The 25,272-nt window shown below is 43.0% G+C and carries 18 protein-coding genes and 1 pseudogene; 8 read left to right on the top strand and 11 right to left on the bottom strand.

The window, feature by feature from the left end; translation table 11 throughout:
* Window positions 1-32: 32 nt before the first annotated feature.
* The 3 genes from ilvB to V7K61_RS32655 form a co-directional block, all read right to left on the bottom strand.
* On the bottom strand, window positions 33-1,928 hold the full coding sequence (gene ilvB / locus V7K61_RS32645; protein ID WP_335060149.1) for a biosynthetic-type acetolactate synthase large subunit: 1,896 nt from the start codon (window positions 1,926-1,928) through the stop codon (window positions 33-35).
* 126 nt (window positions 1,929-2,054) lie between these two features.
* The gene (locus tag V7K61_RS32650; RefSeq protein ID WP_335060151.1) at window positions 2,055-3,317 is read right to left on the bottom strand and encodes an MFS transporter; all 1,263 of its coding nucleotides are present in this window, start codon (window positions 3,315-3,317) and stop codon (window positions 2,055-2,057) included.
* Between the two features lie 150 nt (window positions 3,318-3,467).
* Entirely contained in the window at window positions 3,468-4,061 is a 594-nt protein-coding gene (locus V7K61_RS32655; RefSeq protein ID WP_335060153.1) for a hypothetical protein, read from the bottom strand.
* A gap of 194 nt (window positions 4,062-4,255) precedes the next feature.
* Between V7K61_RS32655 and V7K61_RS32660 the strand changes: the two genes are divergently transcribed.
* Window positions 4,256-4,744, top strand: coding sequence for a LemA family protein (locus V7K61_RS32660; protein WP_335060155.1), 489 nt, complete (start codon window positions 4,256-4,258; stop codon window positions 4,742-4,744).
* A 142-nt stretch (window positions 4,745-4,886) separates the two neighbouring features.
* Here the strand turns inward: V7K61_RS32660 and V7K61_RS32665 are convergent.
* Both V7K61_RS32665 and V7K61_RS32670 read right to left on the bottom strand, forming a co-directional pair.
* Window positions 4,887-5,090, bottom strand: a pseudogene (locus tag V7K61_RS32665) (transposase family protein); the annotation flags it as partial.
* 75 nt (window positions 5,091-5,165) lie between these two features.
* Window positions 5,166-5,666: a pentapeptide repeat-containing protein gene (locus V7K61_RS32670; RefSeq protein WP_335060157.1), complete on the bottom strand. Its 501-nt coding sequence runs from the start codon at window positions 5,664-5,666 to the stop codon at window positions 5,166-5,168.
* Between the two features lie 272 nt (window positions 5,667-5,938).
* Between V7K61_RS32670 and V7K61_RS32675 the strand changes: the two genes are divergently transcribed.
* A complete protein-coding gene (locus tag V7K61_RS32675; RefSeq protein ID WP_335060159.1) occupies window positions 5,939-7,057 on the top strand; it encodes a ferrochelatase in 1,119 nt (372 codons plus the stop codon).
* A 44-nt stretch (window positions 7,058-7,101) separates the two neighbouring features.
* Here V7K61_RS32675 and V7K61_RS32680 read toward each other — a convergent pair whose 3' ends face one another.
* Complete coding sequence (locus V7K61_RS32680; protein ID WP_335060161.1) at window positions 7,102-7,647, bottom strand: NADPH-dependent FMN reductase; 546 nt, start codon at window positions 7,645-7,647, stop codon at window positions 7,102-7,104.
* 409 nt (window positions 7,648-8,056) lie between these two features.
* Between V7K61_RS32680 and ftsH the strand changes: the two genes are divergently transcribed.
* Window positions 8,057-9,946: an ATP-dependent zinc metalloprotease FtsH gene (gene ftsH, locus V7K61_RS32685; protein ID WP_335060163.1), complete on the top strand. Its 1,890-nt coding sequence runs from the start codon at window positions 8,057-8,059 to the stop codon at window positions 9,944-9,946.
* A gap of 490 nt (window positions 9,947-10,436) precedes the next feature.
* Window positions 10,437-11,351, top strand: coding sequence for a DUF928 domain-containing protein (locus V7K61_RS32690; RefSeq protein WP_335060165.1), 915 nt, complete (start codon window positions 10,437-10,439; stop codon window positions 11,349-11,351).
* 248 nt (window positions 11,352-11,599) lie between these two features.
* On the opposite strand, the gene V7K61_RS32695 is transcribed toward V7K61_RS32690, so the two are convergent.
* From V7K61_RS32695 to V7K61_RS32705, 3 genes are read right to left on the bottom strand one after another with little or no spacing between them, the layout of a single operon-like run.
* Window positions 11,600-12,466, bottom strand: a complete 867-nt coding sequence (locus tag V7K61_RS32695; RefSeq protein WP_335060167.1) for a DUF4435 domain-containing protein — start codon at window positions 12,464-12,466, stop codon at window positions 11,600-11,602.
* Window positions 12,463-13,824: an AAA family ATPase gene (locus V7K61_RS32700; RefSeq protein WP_335060169.1), complete on the bottom strand. Its 1,362-nt coding sequence runs from the start codon at window positions 13,822-13,824 to the stop codon at window positions 12,463-12,465. The genes V7K61_RS32695 and V7K61_RS32700 overlap by 4 nt, the downstream gene beginning before the upstream one ends.
* A complete protein-coding gene (locus V7K61_RS32705; protein WP_335060171.1) occupies window positions 13,814-14,152 on the bottom strand; it encodes a hypothetical protein in 339 nt (112 codons plus the stop codon). The genes V7K61_RS32700 and V7K61_RS32705 overlap by 11 nt, the downstream gene beginning before the upstream one ends.
* Window positions 14,153-14,183: 31 nt before the next feature.
* Between V7K61_RS32705 and topA the strand changes: the two genes are divergently transcribed.
* Window positions 14,184-16,352, top strand: a complete 2,169-nt coding sequence (gene topA / locus V7K61_RS32710) for a type I DNA topoisomerase (protein ID WP_335060173.1) — start codon at window positions 14,184-14,186, stop codon at window positions 16,350-16,352.
* 63 nt (window positions 16,353-16,415) lie between these two features.
* Here the strand turns inward: topA and V7K61_RS32715 are convergent, their stop codons facing one another.
* Both V7K61_RS32715 and V7K61_RS32720 read right to left on the bottom strand, forming a co-directional pair.
* On the bottom strand, window positions 16,416-17,537 hold the full coding sequence (locus tag V7K61_RS32715; protein WP_335060175.1) for a hypothetical protein: 1,122 nt from the start codon (window positions 17,535-17,537) through the stop codon (window positions 16,416-16,418).
* A gap of 167 nt (window positions 17,538-17,704) precedes the next feature.
* A complete protein-coding gene (locus tag V7K61_RS32720; protein WP_335060177.1) occupies window positions 17,705-18,220 on the bottom strand; it encodes a phosphoribosyltransferase in 516 nt (171 codons plus the stop codon).
* 77 nt (window positions 18,221-18,297) lie between these two features.
* On the opposite strand from V7K61_RS32720, the gene V7K61_RS32725 reads away from it, so the two are divergent.
* From V7K61_RS32725 to V7K61_RS32735, 3 genes are all read left to right on the top strand, one after another.
* Entirely contained in the window at window positions 18,298-19,749 is a 1,452-nt protein-coding gene (locus V7K61_RS32725; RefSeq protein WP_335060179.1) for an MFS transporter, read from the top strand.
* Between the two features lie 377 nt (window positions 19,750-20,126).
* Window positions 20,127-21,662 carry an efflux RND transporter periplasmic adaptor subunit gene (locus tag V7K61_RS32730; protein ID WP_335060181.1) on the top strand — a complete coding sequence of 512 codons (1,536 nt, stop codon included), beginning with the start codon at window positions 20,127-20,129 and terminating at the stop codon, window positions 21,660-21,662.
* A gap of 89 nt (window positions 21,663-21,751) precedes the next feature.
* On the top strand, window positions 21,752-25,153 hold the full coding sequence (locus V7K61_RS32735; RefSeq protein ID WP_335060183.1) for an efflux RND transporter permease subunit: 3,402 nt from the start codon (window positions 21,752-21,754) through the stop codon (window positions 25,151-25,153).
* Window positions 25,154-25,272: the final 119 nt, after the last annotated feature.

Below are 25,272 nucleotides of genomic sequence, written 5' to 3' on the forward strand. Positions count from 1 at the left end.
CCTACCTCTCTGGTCTTGAATTATCAAAAGCGTTACAGCTTCGTCCCACACTCAGCACAGAAGTTGTGGGTAGGAGCATTTTTGGCATTGCAATGGCTACAATACACTGGCTCAGATGCCGCTTTCGGCGCTTGCTTCTGCAAACCGACCATTTGAGCGTTGCTCTTACCAGGGGCTACCATTGGATAGCAGTTTTCGTCTCTAGTGACGTGGACATTTAAGATTACTGGGCCATTGTGTGCTAGCATTTCGGCGATCGCATCTTTTAATTGACTGCGATCGCTGATTATCATGCCTTTAATGCCATAAGCTTTTCCCAATAACTCTACGTCTGGCATCCCTACTTCCATGTCGGAGCATGAGTAACGCTCACCATAGAAGGCTTGCTGCCACTGCCGCACCATCCCTTGCCAGCCGTTGTTGATAATTATTGTCTTGACATTTATTCCATATTGTGCAAGGGTTCCTAGTTCCTGTAAACACATTTGGAAACTAGCATCACCGCTGATACAGATAACTTCTTCATCAGGAAACGCCACTTTCGCGCCCATTGCCGCAGGTAAGCCAAAACCCATCGTTCCTAAACCAGCGCTAGAAATCCAGCGCCTTGGGCCATTTTTCAGGAATTGTGCCGCCCACATTTGATGTTGTCCGACATCTGTGGTGTAGAAAGCGTTGGGTGCTTGGCTGTTGACTTCTACAATCACTTCTTGGGGTGAAATGCTATCGGGATGATGCGGCACGATGAGAGGATACTCTTCGCGCCAACGGTTGACTAAATTTAACCACTCTTGGTTTTGATTTGGTGTAGCCTTAACGCCTGTTTCTTTGCAGCGACGCAATAAGTCTACTAACACATTCCGCACATCGCCGACGATGGGCACTTCGGGAATGCGGTTTTTGCCAACTTCTGCGGGATCGATGTCGATGTGAATTACTTTGGCGCGGGAAGCGAATTCGTCTAATTTGCCTGTAACGCGATCGTCAAATCTAGCGCCAACGCAAATTAGCAAGTCACAATCACTAACAGCGAAGTTAGCGTAAGCAGTGCCGTGCATCCCCAACATTCCCAAAGCGAGGGGATGATGTTCGTCAAATGCACCGATCCCCATTAAGGTTGTGGTGACAGGGATATCGAATAATTCAGCTAGTTGTTTGATTTCTTCATGGGCACCGGCTGCGATCGCACCACCACCGACATACAATAGCGGACGGCGACTTTCAGTAATCAACTGGATGGCGGCATTAATCTGCCGGGGATTTCCCTTTACTGTGGGACGATAACCGCGTAACTTCACTGAACCTGGTTTTACAGGTACATAGTCAAATTCTTCTAAAGCTACATCCTTGGGGACATCTATCAAAACTGGCCCCGGTCGCCCAGTACTAGCAATGTGGAAGGCTTCGGCGACAATTCGCGCCATATCTTTGGGATCGCGCACCACATAAGAGTGCTTGACGATTGGTAAGGTAATCCCGTAAATATCAGTTTCCTGAAACGCATCTGTACCAATGGACGGACGTGCTACCTGTCCTGTAACTACAATCATCGGGATTGAATCCATGTAGGCGGTGGCGATGCCTGTCACCAAGTTAGTTGCTCCTGGCCCAGAAGTACCAAAGCAGACTCCTACTTTGCCTGTAGCACGGGCATAACCATCAGCGGCGTGGGCTGCGCCTTGCTCGTGTCTCACGAGAATGTGCTTCATAGCACCAGTTGCTACCACCTTATACAGGTCGTCGTAAATTGGGAGAATTGCTCCACCAGGATAACCAAAAATATAATCAACGCCGTGGCGATGAAGGCTGTCAAGCAGAGCAAAACCGCCAGATGCACGTTTGGGCATAACTGGCGGACTAGAAGCACGAGACTGTTTGTGATTCTCAGTTTGTGGGAGACTAATTGGGGAAAGCGATCGCACGGTCAAACCTCAGACTATAGCTAAAGTTAATGCTGAATTCTGTAGTTAAGATTTCATTTTAATGGAAAAGTCCAATTAAATTCTGAGAATTTTATATATTAGATATAAAGCTAGATTATTAGCCTACATTAATTAAATTACGTCTTGCAAGACATTGCGGGTATTTTTCCAAGCCCAAACACCAACAACCACGACAACAATACTCATTCCTACTAGTACAAATCGCAAGCCCAGAGCATCAGTTAATGGGCCAGTAATCGCCAGAGGTAATGCCAGAGCGATGTTCACAGCATGATTTTGAAAGCCAAATACTTTCCCGTGCATGGTAGGTGGTGTTTGCTGTTGAATTAAAGTTTGCATGGGGACACCAATTAAAGCAGCACCTACACCCAAAAATGCACAGAGTCCTAGCGCCAGCAACAAGTTGTGCGTAAAAGTGAACACCCCTAAGACTAGTGCCATCATCAAAAATCCAATTAAAGGTAGAGGCTTGTGATGCAATTTATCACCCCAATGACCTAAAATTGCCGCACCAAAGACCATACCTACGCCTGCTGCTGCCAAGAAAAAACCAAATTGTTTTTCTTTAAGACCAAACTCCTCAGCTAATCGAATCGTCAGCACTGTTAAGGCTGCAAACACACAATATAAGGTTGTCAGTTGCAGCATGGCGTTCAAGATCAAAGGGTTTTTCTTGAGGTAGCGGAGGCTTTCGGTGAATTCAGCCCAAGGGTGATTTGATGCCCGATGTTCCCTCGGTTGTTTGGGTTCTTTAAACTTAATTGGCTGCATGATCGCAGCCGATAATATGTATAATCCACCAACCACAAGCTCTTGACCATATTCTTCTCCCATCCAGCTTTTCGCCAAACTCAAAATTGGCTCTCCGATGGCGAAACCAACAATTAAAGCTCCCATCATCGTGCTGGTAAACAGCGCATTGGCTGCCAACAAATTCTCTCGCTTCACCAACAAGGGAATAGCTGCTTGTTCAGCTGGTGCAAAAAACTGCGTCACCGTGGAAATGGCAAAAGTCAGGATTAACAGAATCAAGAAGTGTCGTGGTAACAAGGGAAGACACAGCGTTAATATTCCCCGCACGACATCTGAGCCAACCATAATCAGCTTTTTTGGCAAGCGGTCAACAAAGATGCCACCAGCAGAGCCGAACAAAATTGCTGGGATTGTAAACGACAGCATCAAGGTTGAGTACATCGAGTTTTGTGCCAACCCTGGAAGCGGTGGGTAGTTCTCCAAGAGAGCAATCAGCAAAACGAAGAAGACCTTATCTGCTAACTGGGACAGCAGTTGCCCAATCCACAGGAGCATAAAACCACGGTTTTTTAGCAGTGCGCCAAACCCGTTATTAACAGCAGCTGGTTCAGTTGGAAACATTTAGATACTTTTTTTGGGTAGATGGGCATTGGGCATTGGGCATGGGGCATTGGGCAGAGGGGAGAATAAACGCTAATTCCTAACTTTTAACTCCTCACTCCTAACTCCTCACTCACTCCTAACTCCTGTGTACTTACTCCATTGTCCGGATTAATTTGCTTCATAGTGCTTTAACAGCATAAGCAAAAACTCAGTTGCTGTCAGACGACCTTTGGGTGGAATAATCTCAATAGAAGAATCTACCCAACAGCCTTGTACAGTTTGGGGCGATCGCCAGATAGACAAATGATCAACTGCTGGCTCTGCATAAAAGTTATTTTGCCCACAACCTAGCAAACATGAACTCCAATGAGTGAAATAATCATGGCTCATCCGATGAATAGGGAAATTCCCCTGTAGTGGTACTCCCCATCCATCTATAGCAATAAACGCTTTCACACGACCACCCAATAGTTGCCACAAATGCGCTGCTCCTATTGCCCCGACTACGCCAGCACTAAAGCTAATGAATATAATTGGTGATTTTAAAGAGTCGGTCAAGCGATCGCGCAAAAACTGCAAGATGTGCAATGCTGATAAAACCAAAACATCTTTACCCGGATAAATCAATATATTTGTGGGATTGGGTGCGTTAGCGTAGCTCACCGCAGGTATCGCGCTCTGAGAAACTAAATCTAACAATTCTACTTTAAAGCTTTCAGTTAACTCTGGTTCATGGATTCCAGGGCAGATAATTATACTCATCCGTAACACTACCTTTGATTTTTTGACTCTTGAGATATACAGAGTTTCTTCAAAAATAAAGCAATATTATTATATATTACCTGATTTTTACTGAGCAAATTATAGCTGCTTTACATATCTCTTCCGAAAGAATACTATTCCACAAAACTATTAATTTGAATTACAAATAATATTAGATTAATCTAATAAACAAAATGTTTATTTTTCTAGGTAGTTTTATATTTTTATTCTTAATTGTTTTGGTTGCTCTATATAATAATTTAATTCAGAAAAAGAATCAAGTTGAGAATGCGTTTTCTACCGTTGATGTCATTCTGCAAAAAAGAAGCGATTTGATACCTAGACTTGTTACGTTAGCTCAAATGTATATGCAGTTTGAGCAAAAAATATTGACAGAAATTAGCAGGCTCAGAAGTAGAGCAAGTTCAAAAGATTTAAGTGACAATAGCCGAGTCGCTACAGAAGACCAAATTTCGAGAATTTTAACCAAAATTATAGTAGTATTTGAAGCCTATCCCGAATTAAAAACAAATGAACATTTTATCAACTTACAATATTCCTTGAATGAAGTAGAAGAACAACTTTCCGCCGCTAGAAGATTTTACAACTCTGCGGTAACTGAATATAATAACGCCGTAGAAATGTTTACGACAAATATTATAACTTCGTGGATCGTGTCATAAGAAGGAATACTGTTGGGTAATCTGTAAGAATTCAGGAGTCAGAATTCAGAATAGTTAAAGAATTAGGAGAAAATTTGATACATAAATGTACTAATCATGCTGCATTCCTTTTAAATTCTGACTTCTGGGTGCTGAATTCTTACGGTAATCTTAAAAACGTTTCCAGCCATTCTCGTTTGGATTGAGTATAAGTTTCAATTGCTATCCAGCTATCTGCTCCATTGATGACCGCTAAAATTGCGATCGCAATAATATCTATCAACAGATGCTGTTTGGTTCGCTCAATTCTTGGGTCTTCTAGGCGAGAAAAGTATTTGAGGATGGTATCGTCGAAACTTGGAACCATAATTAGTGGATGCACCAAACGCTTAAAAAGCTGTCACCAGAATCAGAGATTTTTGAAAATCTACTTACATCAGCATCAACTACTCTGGATACTTCCATCTGGCATGATGGTTTCGTGGAGAATGGCCCCTTCAAGGTAAACATCCTCAGCACCTCTGAGATCGGCATGACTCAAGTTAGCACCTTTCAACCTAGTATTATCCATCCTAGCTCCTCGCAGGTCAGCCTCACTCAGGTTAGCACCACGACAATCAGCAACTCCCAAGTCAGATCCATTCAACTGGGCACCGCAGAGATTGCAATTGCGAAGACTAGCCTTCCAGAAACCAGTTCCATGCAAATCGGCTCTGTGCAAATCGGCTTCGTCCAAAACAGCTTCGGAGAGGTACGCTCCGCTCAATAAGGCATGGCTCAAGTCAGCTCCAACCAAGGAGACGGAATGGAAGCTGGCTCCTCTCAAATTCACACCCCTGAGGTTAATACCATCAAGAATTTCGCCTTCTCGAACTATAATACCTCCGAAATCCTTCTCCCCAGCAGCACATCTTCTACGCAGCTCCTCAGCAGTTATGTTCATACTTTAATTCTATGTTGTTTAATTCTTGTTCCTAAGAAGGCGGCTTTTCGGCATTTTAACCGCTTTCGTTATTTCAGCAACATACGAGATGGCGTATGGTTTAATTTCCCATACCTAATGCCCTACAAAAGTCTTACTTTTGATGTATTATTTTGATTTTCCTACCTATCCTATCCCCCTGGATGGGATAATAAGTTACAAGTAGGGAAAATGTGCAAACTATTCCCTAGCTCTAAATCTCTCTGCACTCTGGTTATATTGAGGAACTAATTGTGGTTGCCACGCCGGAAAAAGTACAACACACCCACGAGCATCTATCAGGTAAAGACCGTGTAGCCGTATTGCTCATGGGCTACGGCGAAGTCGAAAGCTACGAAGATTTCGCCAACTATAACGAACAGGCTTTAAATCTACTGACAGCAAAATTTGCACCAGTACCAACCTGGATTTATCCCCCACTGGCAAAGCTTTTGGCGCTATTTGACCGCCATGAGTGGGGACACACACACCATGATTTTATCTCCCCACACAACGCCATCTTTGAACAGCAACGGGCTGGAATTGAGAAGAATTTACAAGAAAAATGGGGTGATAAAGTTCAAGTTTTCAAGGCTTTCAACTTCTGCGCCCCTTTTCTACCCAATCAAGTTTTAGCGGAAATCAAAAACCAAGGCTTCGACAAACTGCTAATCTACCCGTTGCTAGTTGTTGATTCTATCTTTACCAGTGGGATTGCGATCGAGCAAGTTAACAATGCTCTCGTTGAGTTGGCTGATGGTGAGGAACACTGGGTTAAAGCACAGCGTTACATTCCTTCTTTCTTCAACGAACCAGCTTACATCGATTTGATGGCTCATCTGGTTGAGGAGAAAATTGCCGAGTTAGCAGGAGCTTATCTCCCTTCTCAAATCGGTATTGTGTTAATGAATCACGGCTGTCCCCACAAAGCCAAAGGCTTTACTTCTGGGATTGCCGAAAGTGAAGCAATGTACGATTTAGTTCGGGATAAGTTGATTAACCGCTATCCGTTAATCTCCGTGGGTTGGCTCAATCATGACACACCCCTAATTGATTGGACGCAGCCAAATGCAGAGCAAGCTGCTAATAACCTTATTCAGTTGGGTGCAAAAGTGGTAATTTTTATGCCAATTGGCTTTGCCACAGAAAACCACGAAACTCTATTGGATGTACACCATATCATCCATGCTTTAGAGAAACAGCATCCTAGCACGAACTACGTGCAAATGGCTTGCGTCAACGATCATCCAGAATTTTTGGCAATGGTGGCGCAATGGGCTGATACTCATATAGCAGAGTTGTTGTCGGAGCAACCTTTGGCAATTAATCCCCAATTAGCTGGGGATCACCATCATCACCACCATCATCATTAAGTTTTGAGTTTACGAGGGTGGGCAAAGCTAGACCCACCCTACAATTAATTTACGCCCCGCAGTTTGCGAGTGTTATCAACTAAACTCTGAGCAAATTGATCGAATCTTTGAGAGAGCTTCTCATCTACTAGTTTGCCTTCAGGACTGAAAGCACCCCAAGCTTGTCCGATCGCAATTTGTTCAGGGATAGACCAACAATGCACCCATCTGGTAATTAACCGTAGTTCGTTTAGAGCATTACTATTAGACTGACCACCCAAAACACTAATAAATCCTGCTACTTTATCAGACAGTTGCTCAAAGCTCATTAAATCCAGGGCATTTTTCAGGACACCACTAACGCCGCCATGATACTCAGGTGTCGCTAAAATTAACCCATCGGACTGACTAACTGTTTCTTGCAACCGCTGAACATCTGGATACTCTGGATACTCCTTTGCGCCAGTGCAAAATGGTAGCTGCAACTGCCGTAAATCGAGAATTTCTACCTCTGCGCCTACAGCTTCAACTCTTTGCGCTGCGACTTCTAAAGCAAGCTGGGTATAAGAGTTGGGTCTTAAACTACCACCAATGCCAATAATTTTCACCATAATTAACCCATAAACTATTAACTAGCTACTATCGATTTCTTAAAAAGCGGAATCGTTATGACTATGTTTATCTTAGCGATTTGTGCTGGAATGTGTCAAATTAATATCTACTGGGGATTGGGGACTAGGGAAGCAGGGGAGCAGGGGAGCAAGAGAGAAGATAGCAGTAAGTTTTTCCCCTCTGCCCCTCTGCACCTCTGCCTCTTGTCCCCAATACTCAGTCTTAACAGCTGCATACTAGATAACCCTCGCTCAACTTTATGTAATAGCCTGAAGAAACTTGGGAATGCTTTTGTGAGGAAGTTAGACTAGATAAGAAAAGTGTAATTTCCAGTTATTACAATTTTTGATAGAAGAATAGGCATAAAACCAGCGCTTAACTTGTGCCAGCAGACAAAGGGTAATTATTATGACAAATTCGGGAAAAAAAGCATTGATAAAAAGGCAGTCCTCAAAGCGCGTTGCTTGGGTTGGTGCAATTGCTGCTAGTTTGATTATGTTGCCAGGAATTTTCGGAAGTACTCCTGTCATGGCACAAAAGGCAGAAACCGCCTCGCTAAATTATGGTGACTTGATCAAGAAAGTGAAGGCGGGAGAAGTCGAGAAAGTAGAGCTTGACGAAACCGAACAGCTAGCAAAGGTTTATCTCAAGGGACAAAAAGATAATACACCACCGCAACAGGTGAGACTTTTGGCGCAAAACAATGAGTTAATCAACATTCTCAAAGATAAGAATGTTGATTTTGGCGAAGTTTCCTCTGCGAACAGTCGAGCTGCTGTTGGACTGTTGATCAACTTGATGTGGATTTTGCCACTGGTGGCTTTAATGCTGTTGTTCCTCCGACGCTCTACTAATGCTTCTAGCCAAGCGATGAATTTCGGCAAATCCAAAGCTCGCTTCCAAATGGAGGCAAAAACTGGAGTGAAATTTGAAGATGTCGCCGGGGTTGAAGAAGCTAAAGAAGAACTCGAAGAAGTTGTGACTTTCCTGAAACAGCCAGAAAGATTTACTGCTGTAGGCGCACGGATTCCCAAAGGAGTGCTGTTAATTGGCCCTCCTGGTACTGGTAAAACTTTACTAGCAAAAGCGATCGCAGGTGAAGCGGGTGTACCATTCTTCAGTATTTCCGGTTCAGAATTTGTAGAAATGTTCGTAGGTGTGGGTGCATCTCGCGTGCGCGACCTTTTCAAGAAAGCCAAAGATAATGCCCCTTGTCTAATATTTATCGATGAAATTGACGCAGTAGGTAGACAACGGGGTGCTGGGATCGGTGGCGGTAACGACGAGCGCGAACAAACCTTGAACCAACTGCTCACCGAAATGGATGGGTTTGAAGGTAACACAGGCATCATTATTATTGCTGCCACTAACCGCCCAGATGTTTTAGATACAGCGTTACTCAGACCGGGACGCTTTGACAGACAAGTGATGGTCGATCCACCCGATCTCAAAGGGCGACTAGAAATTTTGCAAGTCCATGCGCGGAATAAGAAAATCGATCCTAGCGTATCATTAGAAGCGATCGCTCGCCGCACTCCTGGTTTTACTGGCGCAGACTTAGCTAACTTACTCAACGAAGCCGCTATTCTCACCGCTAGAAGACGGAAAGAAGCTGTCACCCTTTTAGAAATTGATGCTGCTGTAGACCGAGTTGTTGCAGGTATGGAAGGTACCGCCTTAGTAGACAGCAAGAGCAAGCGCTTGATTGCCTATCATGAAGTTGGACACGCTTTAGTAGGTACATTACTCAAAGACCACGATCCTGTGCAGAAAGTTACATTGATTCCACGGGGACAAGCACTGGGATTAACTTGGTTTACTCCCAACGAGGAACAGGGGTTAATTTCCCGTTCCCAACTCAAATCCCGGATTACTGCTACTTTGGGTGGTCGTGCTGCCGAGGAAATCGTTTTTGGGAAGCCAGAAGTGACCACAGGTGCAAGCAATGACTTGCAACACGTGACAGGCATGGCGCGGCAGATGGTGACGCGCTTCGGGATGTCAGAATTAGGCCCATTGTCCTTGGAAAATCAGAGTGGAGAGGTATTTTTAGGACGTGACTGGATGAATAAATCAGACTATTCTGAGGAAATTGCTGCCAAAATTGATTCACAAGTGCGCGAAATTGTTAGCAATTCCTACATTAAGGCCAAAGAACTGTTGGAAGAAAACCGCGTAGTTTTGGAGCGTTTAGTAGATTTGCTAGCAGAACAGGAAACAATTGAAGGTGATGCATTCCGTAAAATTGTTGCCGATCATGTTCAGGTAGCCGATGAACAATTGGCTGTACCTCATTAAATATAAGAGTGAAATAAATGTAGAGAGGTAGCAGTGCTACGTCTCTACAAGGGTTCTAGATAAGGTATCTTTAATTTCACCAGATGTCTATTAAGGAACAATACGCTTGGGTTAAGGCTAAAACTCTGTTATCCAAGTCAATTTTTTAACGAACCGCCTTCTCTTCGAGAGGCTTCCGCCAACGCGTAGCGTCTCGTAGAGAAGGCGCAGAGGACGCAGAGAGAAGAAAGAGAAGGAAAAAATTGCTTAACTGAACTGTATTGTATTAAGGAATAGGCAAAAGCTAATAGTTTATCAACTTTAGACTACTGAAAATCCAAAGGTTAAGATTCCCAACTTCTGAAAAAAGTTGGGAATTTTGTTGTGAAAAAAATTACAATACTACCTCAGCCTTCCCAGAAAGTAGCACACATAAAGTCTTGTCACTGTAAAGCTTAGGCTATTGTATTATATATACCCAAACAATGTACTACAAGTAAACATAAACATCATGAAATATAGATTTTGGGCAAGTTATCTGCTTGCTGCTTTAGCATTTCTGCCCTTTGAGCCTGTAAGCATGACTCAGGTTTTGGCAACAGAGTCAGTTTACCAACTGGCACAAGCAAAATCTGCTTACACTCAATATATGCAGCTTGGTTATAACGAAACCAAACGGAGAAACTATAGAAAAGCTTTATTGAATTTTCAGCAAGCAGAGCGGCTACGTCCTGGAGATAGATATGCTACTGCTGCAATTAGAAATGTTACAAGTTACATTCAACGCGGTAGAAATCGTATCGCCTTTGTCCCAGGTAGACCTGGTAGAGTAAGGTCAGCAGGAACGCGGGGAAGTTGCTTTCAAACTGGACAATACCTTATTCCCCTGACACCGACAGATAAGGAAGCTCAACGCACCACATCAGAGCGTCCCACATTCTTTTTCTACGTTCCTCAAACCTCGACAACAGTACAAGCCCTAGAATTTGTTTTGCGGGATGGTGATAGCATTGACCCATTGTATAAAGGAACTTTCAAACCTATTGGGCAGAATGGTATTGTTAGCGTAAATGTACCTGTCGATCAGCCATCTCTACAAATCGGTAAAGAGTACAATTGGACTTTTTCGATGATTTGCGATCCTAATAACCGCGATAAAGACTCTTATGTAGAAGGTACAATTGTGCGATCGCAAGATGAAAACCTATCTCTTCAGCTAAACCAACCAAACACAGATTTAGATCGGGCAGTTTTATTTGCCACAGCCGGATTTTGGGAAGATGCTCTGAGAACTTTAGCTAATTTACGCCGCCAGCGTCCGAACGATCCCGAAGTTCAGAAATATTGGGAAGATTTGTTAAATTCAGTAGACATTAAAGAAGTTGTAAATAAGCCTTTATTGCCCTGTTGTACTGCTCAGAAATAAATTAACAATTACTTAAAAACCCGGTTTTCATAGAGAAGTTGGGTTTTTTACCCTTCAATTTAAGATTAAGCGATGTCTAACGCAAATACTTATGTGTATCCGGTATCAATTCTTGCTAACTACTCCTGTAAGTCAAGCTGGTAGAAAAACAGGAAGTGCGATCGCCTGATTTTCTACCGAGACCAACACTGTTCAAACGCTGGTATGTCAAAAATAACAATATTGTACATAGTTTGCGAATTTGGTATTTATATGTCATTCCGCAAAACCCTAAATGGCTGATTATTGCTTTCCCATGTACGAATGTCTAAGTAGAGTTGTGTCTGCTGAAAGTAGATTTCTTCATAAGCAAGCCGCAAACTACGCTCAAGACTGTTCGGTTCAACATCAGCAGCTTTGTTAGAGCCAAGTGCTTTGCGTAAACCAAACGACAAAATTTCCACCAAATGATGACCACAGCAAATTTGCCAAGGATCGTGGTTATTGCTTTTCTGACTCTTTAGCCGTTCTTGCAGATTTTTCTCGTTCAAAGAGAAAGCTTGGGATTTATTCTTAATCTCCTGAATCAGCTTGAGTTCATCGATTTGCAGAGTTTGCTCATTAAGAAACTTGCTAAATGTAATACCCTCAAAGGTTAGATTTAATCCATCAGATTTAGATATCCAAAGCAAATAACCTACCAACATCCCATTTTGAACTAATACTAATCTTACGTCTCGATTAAACTGAGCAATTTTCTCTTCAGAACCAAATTCAGCGAGTACTTTGTTAAATGCTGGTGAGTTAATCAGCATAGTTTCAAGGTCATGGCTGTCGGTGTAAAGCAGATTATGACTGGTGTATAACAAAGTTTCAAGGCGGTCAAAATCTGCATCAACAATCGCTAAAACTCCCTGAAAATTTGATTTTTCCAAAATTTTCAAAATTTCAATAGCACGTTGCTTACTAGAGGGTTTTCCTGATGTTTCGACTAACTCACAAACTAATTGGTCAACAAATCGCTTATAGAAAGTTTTATCAGAACTCCCTTCCACTAATAAAAAAGTTCCAGTATATGTGCTTCGTCGTAATCGAATTTGATTAGCAAGACGGTCAACTGTCAGAAAATCTCTCACTTGTGTGGCCCTTTCAGTTCAACCGTCAAATCCCAACGATCTTGAATTATATCTGGTGAATGAGTAGCCATTAATATATTTAAATCTGCAAGCTGTGTAATGTCATGTAAATCCTTTAAAAACTGAACCTGCCATCCTACATGAAGAGATAATTCCGGCTCGTCAATTAAGACTAGGGAGTTAGGTTGAACTTTAAATAGTAGTTCATAGAGAAGAACTAACTCATGTTGCTCTCCAGATGATAAATCTGTTGGTGAAAGAGATTTTGAATCAGATAATGAGGATTTATAAAGTGTAGTGAAAACAAATCCCTTGTCTTTACTAAAGTTTATCTCTTTATAAGAATAGGCAAATTTATTATTAATAATCTTCCTTAATAAATCGATCTTGCTTGCTATTTCATCAAAAACACTCAATTTCTTTTCCACATCCTCAACATATACCGACAAAGCATTTTTAGTGCTTTCATCTATATCTTGAGGCTGGATTTGAAATTCTGAATCTTCATCTTTATCTAAAAGACCTACTTCTAAAAGACGAGAGCGAGTTGCTTCAAGTTCGTTTAGTTCATTACGAAGTTGTTCATTCGTCAAATCGGCGGATAGCTGTTGCTTCACCACCCTAACTGGAAAAGTTCTGTCAAGAGATTGAGATATTGTACCGTATTCCTTAAATTTATCTTGCATGATCTGAGCAAGTTCATCAGAATAAGCAGACACAGTAGACATAGACAACATTGAAGATGTTCCACGATACGTTCTTCCAGAACGTTTAGGGACAAAATTCAGCAAACGTTGTGATTCAATGAGGCGAATATGAATATTTTTCTTCAATTCTTCTAGCCACTCAGGCTCTTCTTGTTGTCTTAAGTTTAAGGGCAATAAATTGTCAAAGCGCTCTACAACTTCTTCTAACGAAAGAGTTTCTCCAGTAGGATCATATAGCCATTGATTAGAAGCTATTCGTTCTAGCCCTGGTATCACCTTATCCAAAATACCAAGCTGAAAGTCTATATTAGAGCGAATATTTATTGGCTTTAGAGAAAAAGAAGCTAGCTCTGAATCAGGCTGATAAAATTTAAAAACAATATTATTCTTTTCCGACTCCTCTGCATTATCGGCATTTTTTATTATTTCAACACTACTATTATTATCAAAATCAACTCGAAAATTTATAAATGGGATAGCTCTCAATTCTGCGTTTCGGGAGTTAAAAAAACTATTCAAAATTCTTAATATGGCTGTTTTTCCAAAACCATTTGGGCCATGAATAATGGTAATTCGTTCATCCATGTTCAATGGAATCACATGGTCAAAAATTCCAAATAAGCCACTGACGGAAATTTGCTTAATTCGCATAGTCATTTAGTCCTATAGCCATTGGCTTCATCGCTTTAATTCTAACTTCTATCTTTCTCTGGAAGTTCCCAGAGGGTAGCCGACACACCCTGGGGGATGTTGCTACAGATTTTCCCCTGTTTAACTGGGTTGTTGAGGCTAAAATCATAATAGTTGAGACAGTTGCAACAGCGATGGCTGCGCCAACGCCAAAGGCGATCGCACAATCAGGCATCGCGTTGATATAATTTACCTTTAAACTGAGTTCAGCAATTGCCCAAGCTTTTTGGTACAGTATTCTAGAAAATCCACATGACGAAGATAGGCGATCGCTAATTACAATTGCCAATTTATTGCTCAAAATCTAGAACGCAGTTGCTATGATCAAACGCCTGCTTGTAGTAGAGTCTCCGGGAAAAGTCAAAAAACTTAGTCAAATTCTGGGTTCGGATTGGAAAGTTCTTGCCAGTTGTGGCCACATTCGTGAACTCAGCAATGAAGGGGATGATTCCTTGGGCTTCGTCATGGATGGCAGTAATGTCCGGTGTAATTACGTTCCGCGTGACCAACGAGCGAAGGAAACAATCCAGAAGCTCAAGTCTGCGGTGAGGCAGGTTGATGAAGTTGTCTTAGCAACTGACCCAGACCGGGAAGGCGAAACAATCGCTTGGCATCTCAAAGAAACGCTGGGTTTAAAGGAACCGAAACGAGTAATTTATACTGAGATTACAGCATCGGCGGTGCAGAGTGCGATCGCTAATCCCAGAAAGCTAGACCAAAATTTAATCGGTGCTGGACTGTGCCGAGATTGCCTAGACAAGTTGGTGGGTTATAAAGGTAGCCCTTTAGTTTGGGCATTGAATAACGGCGCTAAAAGTGTTGGCAGAGTTCAAAGCGCGACGTTGCACCTGATTTGTCAGCGAGAAAACGAAATTCTGGCGTTTGTCCCCCAAGATTACTGGAGTGTCTGGGTAGATTATGCGGAAGGATTTCGGGCTTTTTACAAAGGGACGGTTGATTCTGCGAAGGATGCAGCAGAGCAAGAAACTGAAACTAATGACGACGCGAAGGTGGGTAATAGTCCAGAAACACCGGAGTCTAAGCGTGTTCTTTCCGAAGCAGAGGCTACACGTTTAGTTGAAGAAGCACAGCGACATCCTCATCAAGTCATTCATTTTGAAGGAAAAATCGTTAACCGCCAGCCACCGCCACCATTTACAACTTCCAGCCTTCAGCAAGCAGCCGGTTCAAAGCTGAGGTTTGCTCCCGACAAAACTATGATTGTGGCCCAAAAGCTTTATGAAGCTGGGTTGATAACATATATGCGAACAGACTCAGTAATGCTGAGTCCAGAATTTTGTGCCAGCGCCCGTAAATGGTTAGAGCAAAACGATCCGCCGAATGTACCGCAGCAAGTCGCCAAGCATCGTAGTAGCAAATCGGCTCAAGAAGCACATGAAGCGATTCGTCCAACCGATGTGTTTTGTCCCTCAGTTCAGTTGCGTTTAGAACTTCCTGATGATGAGTTTAATCTGTATGTGATGATTTGGAAACGGTCAATTGCTTCTCAGTGTCGTGCTGCCCAATTGCGTAAAACTTTGGTGATTACTCAGTCTGGCTCTCTACTGTGGTCAGCCAGAGGGCAAGTAATTGAATTTTACGGTTATGCTCGGTACTGGAATAATCTTAGCAAGGATAGTGTTTTACCTTCATTACAACAGGGACAAGCATTGAAACTGGAGAATGCTGGACATGAAAAGAAGCAGACGCAGCCACCACCTCGTTATAGCGAACCAAAATTAGTGCAATTGATGGAACGTAAAGGAATTGGTCGCCCAAGTACTTATGCTCCTACTGTTGCTACCTTAAAAAAACGAAATTATGTCGAGTTGAAAAAAGACCATCTACAACCAACAGCATTAGGGTTAGAAGTTGATGCGTTTTTGCTCAAGGCACTGCCGGATTTACTAGAGGCGGAATTCACAGCAAAAATGGAGGATGCCCTTGATGCAATTTCTGAAGGAAAAAACTCTTGGCAGCATTATTTAACTAGTTGGAATCAGAATTACTTTATACCAGCGCTCTCCAAAGCTAAAACTGTAGTTGCGAGTTCCCCAACAGGTAAAGCTAATGTGATAACTGAGCGCAAATATGAAACTTCTAAGACTCGATGCCCTGAGTGCAAAAATTTTCTTGCCAAAATTCCGAGCAGTAAGGTCAAAAAGAAATATTTCCTCAAATGCACAAAAGGCTGTGAAAATGTCGTGCTATTTTGGAGCGACTTTAACAAAACTTGGCAGCCACCACAAACTAAAGCAGTTCAAGCTGAAAATCAACAAAAGCCTCCCGTGAAGATGACGGCATATCCCTGCCCGGTATGTAAGAAACCTCTAGAGGAGTACAGTTATATCAAAGAGGGGCAGAGTAAGACAATGTTACGATGTTCTGACTCACAATCGCGTAAAGATACCAAACATAAAGATGTGGCTTATTTCAATACGCAAAAAGGGTGGTGGAGTCCTAAGTTTGGGGAGATATCAAAAACTTAACTAAAGCTATCCTGCTCATTTCACCTTTAGACAAAGAAATTTGAGTTTTACCTGATAACGCCTTTAACTACCAAGTTTGATACCCTGTTGGTTGAGTAGATTTATCAACAATTTTTTAAAAATACCACTTAGGAAACCAATAAGAGGAGTAGGAACAGTTAGGAGATATCGGCGGAAAGTTTTGACATCGAAGGGCCAAACGGGCAACTCATCAGTCATAGTGTATAAAGTGCGTAGCTGCTGAATTTTTTCAGATTTTTTCTTGAAAGCTTCTGTGTCTTCAGCCAGACTAGTATAAATCCCTGAATAATCTGCTCGGAACTGCCGAGCAATTTTATCTAAAGACTTTTCTTTAGCTCTTTTCATACCGCTATTTGCTGCCAGCAATGGCCCAAAAAAACATCCCATTGATATAAAAATATACAATGGAATTACCAGATGAACAAACGAGAATCCTTTTCCGACATCTTGTGTAATCACCTGATACTCAATCACGCCAATCCAGATACCCAAAACAGCAACTAGGTAGGCAGTTTTAAGGGAGTAATCACTTAGACATCGAAGACCGCCACAGCGATCGGGATGAAGAGGATTAATATCGAGATCCTTGTTTCCTAAAATTCTATAGAAAATCCAAATATTTGTAATCAGATTAAGGACAAGTATACTACCCATATATACGACTGCTAATGTAGCGATCGTAATGGTCAGTGCTGGCAGAAAACTAGAGCTAGTCCAACTCTCTTCTAATCTAGGTCTGATGATAAAAACAATAGTGCTGAAAAATAGAGCGCTGACAAGTGCAGAAAGTTTGCGCCATTTTTGGGAATAGAGATTAATAACAAATTGATCGATCTGAAAAAAGTCTATTTCTAATACGTCAGATTTTTCCAGGTCTTGAATTACTTTATCGATTGCTTGAAAACTCCACAAGTAATATCCCAAGGTTATGGGATTGATGAAAAGTCCTACTAACCAGGGAATCCAGTCTTTAAGCAACCCCATCTGCCCCTGCTTAGACCACAGCGTATTACTTATCCATGCAGTAAACAAATAAACTACAGTAGCGGTAACTGCGGCCAAAAGTCCAAAAGTTAAAGGAGAAAGACGAAATTTTTCAATTACTAGATACGCAACAGGATCGAATCGGTGAAGGTTTCGTTTATGCGAAATATCGTTTGTCATTGTTTAACAACGAGTCAAGAAAATAACACTATATATATATATTTAAAGGTAAATATGCCAATTTTGGCAAAAAAATATAGTCATAAATCTGGTGAGCCAAAAAAGCTCACTTCATAAACTTATTGAATTATTAATTTGGAATTATACCTAGTTGTGATACGTATTTATCAACACGAACTGACTTTAGCCGCAAGTTCAGCGGGGTTCATCTGCTCGTAGTGTTCAAAAGGTTGGTGAATCCAAGGGTTGTCAGCCAAGTAATCGACATAATAATTGGGTGCTATAACTGAACAAGCTTTATACCAAAGAACGGCAGTGCGAATTTCCTCAATGGGAAAATCAATATTTTGCTTGAGCCAAGGTATAGTCTGTTGGAGTGTGATCCCAGAATCTACTAAGTCATCCACTAGGAGAATGCGCGAACCTAGCTTTTCGGCAGTCATTGTCAAGTGGCGGGAGAAAACTAAATTACTTCTTTCTTGCTTGCCACTGCCACTGTAAGATGAGGTTGCTAAAATTGCCAGTGGTTGCTGGTATATACGGGAAAGAATATCTCCAACTCGTAGTCCTCCTCTGGCAAGACAGATAATCTGGTTGAATTCCCAACCGGATTGATAAATCTGAATAGCCAGTTGTTCAATTTTTTGGTGATAATCTGACCAAGAAACATAAAGGTCTGGCATAAGTCTAACGGGAGTGGTAGATGGCTAGTATTGAAAGCAATCGCAAACTTTTTATTTTAGTATGAGCGCAAGTTATTATGACTGATTCTGCTGCTGATGGCGATGCCCAACAAGATCCTCTTAGTAAAAAGCTCGACTTAAAAACAAAGCTGGCTTATGGTGCAGGAGATTTAGGGCCAGCAATCACCGCAAATATCTCCGTCTTTTTTCTGCTGGTTTTCTTCACGAATGTTGCTGGTATCCCTGCGGGTTTAGCTGGCAGTATTCTGATGATTGGCAAAATCTGGGATGGCATAAACGATCCGTTTGTGGGGTTCTTGACTGATAAAACGAAATCTCGTCGTTGGGGCCGTCGTCTTCCTTGGATGTTTTATGGAGCAATCCCCTTTGGAATTTTCTTTTTTTTGCAGTGGATTGTACCGCAATTTAGTGCAAATCAGAGTGAGAATATTTGGCCATTATTTTGGTATTACGTAGTCATTGGGGTGATATCTCAGGCGTTTTACACGGTTGTGAATTTGCCTTATACGGCGATGACCCCAGAACTGACTCAAGATTACGACGAACGCACCAGCCTTAACAGCTATCGCTTTACATTTTCTATTGGTGGCAGCATTTTATCGTTGATTTTAACGCAAATTGTTTTTTCACTGATTGCCGATCGCAAACAACAATATCTTGTTTTAGCAGCAGTTTGTACAGTAATTTCGATTTTAGGATTATATTGGTGCGTTTTTGGAGTCCGCGATCGCATCTTAGCTTTTGAAGCTAAACGCAGCCAAACCGAGGAACCTGCATCTCTCCCCTTTTTTGAACAGCTAAAAATTGTCTTTAGTAACCGACCTTTTTTATTTGTTATTGGTATATATCTTTGTTCTTGGCTAGGTGTGCAGGTAACAGCCAGCATTATTCCCTATTTTGTAGTCGATTGTATGGGACTCAAAGAATCAGATGTGCCCACAGTCATGATTGCAGTCCAAGGAACTGCTCTGTTAATGCTATTTGTCTGGGGAGCGTTGAGTAAAAAAATCGGCAAAAAAGTTGTTTATTTTCTGGGAATGAGTTTGTGGATTGTAGCAGCCGCCGGACTATTTTTCTTACAGCCTGGTCAAATAGTTTTGATGTATGTGATGGCTGTCATGGCAGGTATTGGTGTATCCACAGCTTATCTAATTCCCTGGTCAATGATTCCAGATGTGATTGAATTAGATGAACTGCAAACCGGACAACGCAGAGAAGGCATTTTTTATGGCTTCATGGTTTTGCTGCAAAAATTTGGTTTAGCTTTGGGACTATTTTTGGTGGGAAATGCTTTGCAAGTATCTGGTTTCAAAGAATCTGTAGCTGGAAGTCCACTACCCATCCAACCGGAATCAGCACTGTTTGCTATTCGCGTTGCCGTTGGGCCTATACCGACAGTTTGTTTGATTTTTGGCTTAGTTTTAACGTATTTTTACCCAATTACCCGCGAGATGCACGCTGAAATTATGCTGAAACTCAAAGAAAGGCAAGAGAAGAGGGGGAGTTAAGGGGGCAGGGGGCAGGGGGCAGGGGAGCAGGGGAGCAGGGGAGCAGGGGAGCAGGGGAGCAGGAGGTTTTAAAGAATCATTTTCTTCATAGCCAAAAGGGTCTGAGAGCAACTAAATTTATTGATTCAAAACAAAAAATGCCGCCGGGCACGAATTAGTTTGCCAATATTTAGATTGCTTTGCCGTCAGTAGGCTTCCACTCTGACGTACATAGATCAAAGATAAATAAAGTCACAGATCGCAACGGCTTAAAAAGAATTTCTTTCCAAAAGGGGTAGGCTAAAAAATAAATTATTAGTACACTAATGTTTAGTTTAGCTAATATTGTGCTTATCTAATTAGAATCAATCGCAACCAACCATTTTGCGGAAGATGCGATGTCTAAAGACAAGCTAGTATGTGTCTGTGCTTCCCCTTTCCCCCAGATTGTTGATATGCGCTGTTTAGCTCCTGTTCAGACGATAAAGCCTTCGTCTTTGGCTGCTGAAATTGTTCCTCGTTTTCAGAGCATTATTCAAAGAGGGCGGTTTTCGCTACTTATATTAAGTCTAGCCTACTTGTGTAGTGCCTGTAATGCTTCTGAAGCCCAATCAAGTGGCAAAGAAGCAGGAAAAAAACGAGCTGTGCCAGTGGTGATTGCTACTGCGACTCAAAAAACGATTCCAATACAGCTATCGGCGACGGGAACTGTGGAAGCATATTCTACGGTATCTGTCAAGTCTCAAGTGGGCGGTCAGCTTACGGGTGTCTATTTTCAGCAAGGACAGAACGTTAAAAAAGGAGACTTATTATTTAAAATTGATTCTCGTCCTTTACAAGCTGCGCTGATGCAAGCTAATGCTGCCAAAGCGAAAGATTTAGCCCAGGTGAAACAGGCACAGGCAAATGTCCTCAAAGCGATCGCTCAAGTGAACCAGGCAAAAGCGAATGTAGTCAAGGATAAAGCCCAGGCAACAAATGCAGATGCACAAGCGCAACGTTATAGTAGTTTGCTCAAGCAAGGGGCAATTAGTAAAGAACAGGCCGAACAGTATCAAACCAGTGCTGATGCTCAACAGGCGACGGTGAACGCAGATCGAGGTGCAGTGGCAAATGCTCAAGCAGCAGTGGCGGCAGCCCAAGCAGATGTCCAAAATGCTCAGGCAGTAGTAGCATCAGATGAAGCTGCGATCGACAATGCCAAAGTTCAGCTTTCTTATAGTTCCATCTACTCACCAATTGCCGGGCGCACAGGTAGTCTGAAGCTAAATCAAGGGAACTTGGTACAGGCGAATGCCACCGATCCGCTAATTACAATCAGCCAAATTCGCCCGATTTACGTCAACTTTTCTATTCCCCAGCGATTGCTGCCAGATATCAAAAAATACAGTGCAAATAACGGCAAGTTAAAAGTCGATGCTTTACCTCCTAAAGATGCAGGGCATCCAGTACGGGGCGAACTAACTTTTGTTGATAGTGGAGTCAATACCCAAACAGGCACAATTCAACTTAAGGGTACTTTTGCCAACGCTGATGAACGCCTGTTTCCGGGGCAGTTTGTCAATGTAGTACTCAAACTCAGCGAAGAACCAAATGCCATTACTGTACCTTCCCCAGCGGTACAGAGTGGACAACAGGGGCAGTTTGTGTATGTAGTTAAACCTGACAAAACAGCAGAAATGCGTTTAATTACCGTCGGCGACACCGTTGGGAATGAAACGGTAATTAAGCAAGGGCTGAAACCAGGTGAGCAAGTAGTTACTGATGGACAATTCAACCTCGTGCCTGGTGCCACAGTCCAAGTGAAACCGGAAGTGGGAAGCAGAGGGGCGGGGGAGCAGGGGGGCAGGGGAGCAGGGGGAGCAGGGGGAGCAGGGGGAGCAGGGGGAGCAGGGGGAGCAGGGGGAGCAGGGGGAGCAGGGGGAGAAAGGTAAACTCCTCACTCCTAACTCCTCACTCCTAACTCCTAACTCCTAACTCAGCACTCAGCACTCAGCACTCAGCACTCATTCAAGGGAACGCGATGAACATTTCTGAGCTATTTATCCGGCGTCCAATCATGACGACTCTAGTTATGGTTGGCATTTTGATATTTGGGCTGATCAGTTACCAACAGCTACCCGTTAGCGACTTACCCAATGTAGATTATCCAACACTCCAGGTAACAGCTAATCTGCCCGGAGCTAGTCCTGAAACGATGGCTGCCTCAGTTGCAACTCCCTTAGAGCAGCAATTTTCTAGCATAGCGGGATTGAGTTCGATGAACTCTACCAGTTCTTTGGGTACTACACAACTGACGCTGCAATTTGACCTCAATCGGGATATCGACGGCGCAGCCCAGGATGTACAGTCTGCTATTTCTAAGGGAGCGAAGCAGTTACCGACTAATATGCCTAATCCGCCATCTTACCGAAAGGTAAATCCGGCGGATCAGCCAGTTCTTTATATATCACTCAATTCGTCCATTCTGCCTCTGTCAACTGTAGACAAATATGCTGAGACATTGCTGGCACAACGCCTGTCAATGGTGGATGGGGTGGCGCAAGTGCAGATTTTTGGTTCTCAAAAGTACGCGGTACGAATTCAGCTTGACCCCGAATCGCTGAGTGTAAAGGGAATAGGAATTGATGAAGTAGCTGATGCGATCGCTAACGGAAATGTCAATCTACCTACTGGGACACTTTACGGTAAGCAGCAGAATTCTACCATCCAAGCAAACGGTCAACTTAATGATGCTGCCAGCTATCGCTCCCTAAATGTGGCTTATCAAAACGGCGCACCAGTGCAGTTAGGCGAACTAGGTCAAGTTCTGGACAGCGTGGAAAATGATAAGATTGCGAGTTGGTATTTTCCTGTCAAGAAGGAGATTAAGGGAGCAGGGGAGCAGGGGAGCAGGGGAGCAGGGGAGCAGGGGAGCAAGGGAGCAGAGGAGCAGGGGAGCAGGGGAGTAGGGGAGAAGTCCCCATCTAAAGTCCAAAATTCTGGCGTGCGGGCGATCGTTTTGGCAATTCAGCGCCAACCGGGAACTAATACTGTTCAAGTTGTGGATGCAATCAAGAAACTGTTACCCACCTTTCGGACACAGATTCCGGCAGCTGTGAACATGGATATTCTCTACGATCGCTCCCAGTCAATTCGCGAGTCGGTGGATGATGTACAATTCACGCTGTTACTCACTATCGCTCTGGTGGTGCTGGTAATCTTTCTGTTTCTCCGCAATATCTCTGCAACAGTCATTCCCAGTTTGGCAGTACCGCTTTCGATAGTAGCTACTTTTGGCGTCATGGTGCTGCTGGGCTTCTCCCTCGATAACCTGTCACTGATGGCGTTGACCCTTTCAGTAGGTTTCGTGGTTGATGATGCCGTAGTCATGCTGGAGAATATTGTCCGCCACATGGAAATGGGTGAAAGCCGGATGGAAGCAGCCCTAAATGGTTCTAAAGAAATTGGTTTCACAATTTTATCTATGACCATTTCTTTAGTAGCAGTATTTATCCCGATACTGTTCATGGAAGGCATTCTGGGGCGATTATTCCGTGAGTTTGCCGTTACTATTAGCGTTGCAATCTTGGTATCTGGCGTAATTTCCCTCAGCTTAACGCCAATGCTGTGTTCCAGATTCTTGAGTCCACCTCATCATGAGGAAGATAGTGAGGAAGCAGCACTTCGGCTACGCTCAGTGACCGAGGAGCAGGGGAGCGTGGGAGCAGGGGAGCAGATGAGTATGGAAGAAATTCTTAATTCTCAGTCTCCAGTCCCCAATCCCTTATCCCCAGAGGAAGCGCCACCTTCCCCAGCCCCCAGTCTTCAATCCCGAATCAAAAATTTCAACCGTCGTCTTTATAACTTTTCAGAAAATATTTTTAATGTGATATTGGGCGGATACGATTGGAGTTTGAAGAAATCACTCAAGTATCACCGCACAACGATGGTGATTTCGGGAGCGATTCTTGTAGCGACAGTGTATCTATTTATCATTGTGCCGAAAGGGTTTGTTCCCAACGCAGATGTTGGACAAATTACGGCAACTACTCAGGCATCAGAAGATATATCCTTTGATGAGATGGTAAAACATCAACAGGCTGTAGCTGCGATCGCTTACCGAGATCCGAATGTCGATTCCATCAACTCTAGTGTCGGGGCTGGTGGGCCAAATGCTTCCGCCAACGCTGGACGAATTTTAATCGAACTCAAGCCTCGCCATGAGCGCCATCTCAGTGCTGATGAAGTTGTGCAGGAACTCCGGCCGAAGTTGTCAGTTGTGCCTGGAATCAAGGTTTTCTTGCAAAATCCCCCAGCCATCAATGTCGGTGGACAACAGACAAAAGCGCAGTATCAATTTACCCTACAAACTCCCAATATTCAGGAACTTTACCAGTATGCTCCAGCTTTAGAAGAGAAATTGCGATCGCTATCAGATTTACAAGATGTTAACAGTGATTTGCAAATCAAGAATCCGCAAGTCAAAGTAGACATTAACCGCAACCAAGCTTCGGCTCTAGGTTTAACCGCCAATCAAATCGAAACTGCTCTGAGTAATGCCTATGGCACTCGCCAAGTTTCCACCATCTACGCCCCTGATAGCCAGTATCAAGTAATTATGGGCGTGGAACCAAAATATCAACAAAATGCCAACGCTCTAGATTTACTCTCAGTTCGTGCCCCTAGCGGACAACTTGTACCTCTTAACGCTGTCGCAACCTTGAGCAAAGATGTGGGGCCGCTGACTATCAACCACAAAGGGCAACTAGCATCTGTCACCTTCTCCTTTAACCTCAAACCAGGAGTTTCACTCGGTAACGTCACTGGCAAAATTGAGGAACTCGCCCGTCAAACCCTGCCACCTACTATTAGTACAGGTTTCCAAGGTTCAGCCCAGGCATTTCAATCTTCAATTCAGGGTTTAGGATTGCTACTGCTAGTTGCCATTTTGGTGATTTATATCGTGCTGGGGATTCTCTACGAGAACTTCATTCACCCACTGACAATCCTTTCTAGCTTACCCTCCGCTGGATTTGGGGCAATACTGACCCTGTTGCTGTTTCAAGTTGACTTGAATATTTACGCCTTCGTCGGCATTATCCTGCTAGTTGGGATTGTGAAGAAAAACGGGATCATGATGGTTGACTTTGCGATTATTGCCCGTCAAAACGGTAAAACGCCATACGAGGCGATCTATGAAGCCTGCTTGGTGAGGTTCCGCCCAATTATGATGACGACAATGGCAGCACTTATGGGTACGCTACCCATTGCCCTTGGTTTGGGAGCCGGAGCAGATACACGCCGTCCCCTCGGTTTAGCAGTAGTTGGGGGATTAGTGTTCTCACAGTTTCTCACACTTTATTTGACGCCCGTTTTCTACACCTACATGGAGTCTTGGCAAACAAAGCTGAAAAAACGCAGCTGGCGCAAACAGCCAATTTAAAACTCCCCCGACTGAACAAATAACACTTGGTTCATTTGTTCAGTCGTGTTTAAACAATTCATTGTGGTAAAAATAGGATTTTTATTAAGCCTTTATTAAATATTCAAAAGCCCTCTACA

Source organism: Nostoc sp. (genome assembly GCF_036918015.1).
Lineage (GTDB): Bacteria > Cyanobacteriota > Cyanobacteriia > Cyanobacteriales > Nostocaceae > Nostoc.

Excerpts from the sequence above, each read along its gene's own strand:
- ftsH (WP_335060163.1), top strand. The coding sequence starts at position 8,057 with ATGACAAATTCGGGAAAAAAAGCATTGATAAAAAGGCAGTCCTCAAAG.
- V7K61_RS32670 (WP_335060157.1), bottom strand. The coding sequence starts at position 5,666 with ATGAACATAACTGCTGAGGAGCTGCGTAGAAGATGTGCTGCTGGGGAG.
- V7K61_RS32735 (WP_335060183.1), top strand. The coding sequence starts at position 21,752 with ATGAACATTTCTGAGCTATTTATCCGGCGTCCAATCATGACGACTCTA.
- V7K61_RS32690 (WP_335060165.1), top strand. The coding sequence starts at position 10,437 with ATGAAATATAGATTTTGGGCAAGTTATCTGCTTGCTGCTTTAGCATTT.
- V7K61_RS32655 (WP_335060153.1), bottom strand. The coding sequence starts at position 4,061 with ATGAGTATAATTATCTGCCCTGGAATCCATGAACCAGAGTTAACTGAA.
- topA (WP_335060173.1), top strand. The coding sequence starts at position 14,184 with ATGATCAAACGCCTGCTTGTAGTAGAGTCTCCGGGAAAAGTCAAAAAA.
- V7K61_RS32725 (WP_335060179.1), top strand. The coding sequence starts at position 18,298 with ATGACTGATTCTGCTGCTGATGGCGATGCCCAACAAGATCCTCTTAGT.
- V7K61_RS32715 (WP_335060175.1), bottom strand. The coding sequence starts at position 17,537 with ATGACAAACGATATTTCGCATAAACGAAACCTTCACCGATTCGATCCT.
- V7K61_RS32660 (WP_335060155.1), top strand. The coding sequence starts at position 4,256 with ATGTTTATTTTTCTAGGTAGTTTTATATTTTTATTCTTAATTGTTTTG.
- V7K61_RS32650 (WP_335060151.1), bottom strand. The coding sequence starts at position 3,317 with ATGTTTCCAACTGAACCAGCTGCTGTTAATAACGGGTTTGGCGCACTG.
- V7K61_RS32700 (WP_335060169.1), bottom strand. The coding sequence starts at position 13,824 with ATGCGAATTAAGCAAATTTCCGTCAGTGGCTTATTTGGAATTTTTGAC.
- V7K61_RS32720 (WP_335060177.1), bottom strand. The coding sequence starts at position 18,220 with ATGCCAGACCTTTATGTTTCTTGGTCAGATTATCACCAAAAAATTGAA.
- V7K61_RS32730 (WP_335060181.1), top strand. The coding sequence starts at position 20,127 with ATGTCTAAAGACAAGCTAGTATGTGTCTGTGCTTCCCCTTTCCCCCAG.
- V7K61_RS32680 (WP_335060161.1), bottom strand. The coding sequence starts at position 7,647 with ATGGTGAAAATTATTGGCATTGGTGGTAGTTTAAGACCCAACTCTTAT.